Below are 1,351 nucleotides of genomic sequence, written 5' to 3'. Positions count from 1 at the left end.
GAGCCCGGCATGACCGCCACCCCCTTCGAGCGGGAAGGCTTTCTGCCCATGCGCGCAATGACCGAAGCGGACCTCGACGAGGTGGTGGCCGCCCTGGCCGCCGCCGCGCGCCGCGCCGTGCAGGCGGGCTTTGACGGGGTGCAGGTGCACGGGGCGCATGGCTACCTGCTGAGCCAGTTTCTGTCGCCCGCGCGCAACAGGCGCACCGACCGGTTCGGCGGCAGTCTGGAAAACCGCATGCGCCCCCTGCTGATGGCGGTGCGCGCCGTGCGCGAGGCCGTGGGACCGACCTTCCCCGTGTGGGTGAAGCTGAACAGTTCCGACTTCATGGACGACGGCTTCGAGGTGGACGAGATGCTGGAAACGGCCCGGCACGCCATATCCGCCGGGGTGGACGCCGTGGAAATGTCCGGCGGCACGGCCATGAACCCGCCGAACCGCATGCCCGCCCGGGTGACGCGCATCCGCAACCCCGAGGACGAGGCCTGGTACCGCGAGGCCGCGCGCCGTTTCAAGGCCGAGGTGGGCGCGCCGCTGATTCTGGTGGGCGGCATCCGCACCCCGCAGGTGGCGCAGCAACTGGTGGATGAGGGCACTGTGGACATGCTTTCCCTGTGCCGTCCGCTGATCCGCGAACCCGGCCTGGTGCGCCGATGGGCGGAAGGCGACGACACCCGCGCCGCGTGCATCTCGTGCAACAAGTGCTACGGCCCCCTGCGCGAAAATCGTGGCTTCTACTGTCCCGTGGCGCGTGGCGAGGTGGCTGGGGAGTAACGCGGCGTGCCCGATGGAAGGATGGCAGGCGGACCGGTGGACTGGTAAGCGGGGGCCCGGGCCGGGGCCGAAACCCGGTTTTCTCCCCCGCGGCAGGCCACTTGGGCCTTGAGCGAGGCGGCGAAACCGCGTACCCGTCGTGGACCGGGTGCAACCCGAATTCCACCAGGAGCCGCGCATGAAGATTCTCGCCATCGACAAGGTTCGCGAAGACGCCACCCCCGACGTCATCCGCGCCAACTTCCTGAAGGAAGTGGCACATACCATCAAGATGTACCTCGCCGACGTGGTCCGCGAGGTGTACTTCCGGCAGGACCGTTCCGGCACCGTCATGGTGCTGGAAGCCCCCTCCATGGAAGAGGCGCAGTCGCTGATCAACACCCTGCCCCTGGTCAAGCAGGGGCAGATAGAGTTCGAACTGATTCCCCTTGGCCCGTACGTGCCGCTGGGCCTGCTTGTCGAAGAGGCCGACGGCCCGGCGGAAGAAACCGCCGCTGGCCCCGCGCAATAGCCCGGATACGGCCCGCGCGCCCGTGCCCTGCTCCGCCTTCCCTGGCCGGAGCGGGCACGGCGCGCG

General features: G+C 69.3%; 2 protein-coding genes. Both read left to right on the top strand.

Features of this window, described 5'->3' with window-relative positions; all coding sequences use genetic code 11:
• On the top strand, positions 1-774 hold a 774-nt coding region (locus FVW27_RS15865; RefSeq protein ID WP_481850168.1), incomplete at its 5' end, for an oxidoreductase.
• 178 nt (positions 775-952) lie between these two features.
• On the top strand, positions 953-1,285 hold the full coding sequence (locus tag FVW27_RS15860) for a hypothetical protein (protein WP_015946597.1): 333 nt from the start codon (positions 953-955) through the stop codon (positions 1,283-1,285).
• Positions 1,286-1,351: the final 66 nt, after the last annotated feature.

The organism is Nitratidesulfovibrio liaohensis (assembly GCF_011682075.1).
Lineage (GTDB): Bacteria > Desulfobacterota > Desulfovibrionia > Desulfovibrionales > Desulfovibrionaceae > Cupidesulfovibrio > Cupidesulfovibrio liaohensis.
Note: the sequence above shows the minus strand (reverse complement) of the source record. Positions and strands in the feature narration are given on the sequence as shown.

What these genes read in the sequence shown, in the direction of transcription:
- FVW27_RS15860 (WP_015946597.1), top strand. Translation starts at nt 953, where the DNA reads ATGAAGATTCTCGCCATCGACAAGGTTCGCGAAGACGCCACCCCCGAC.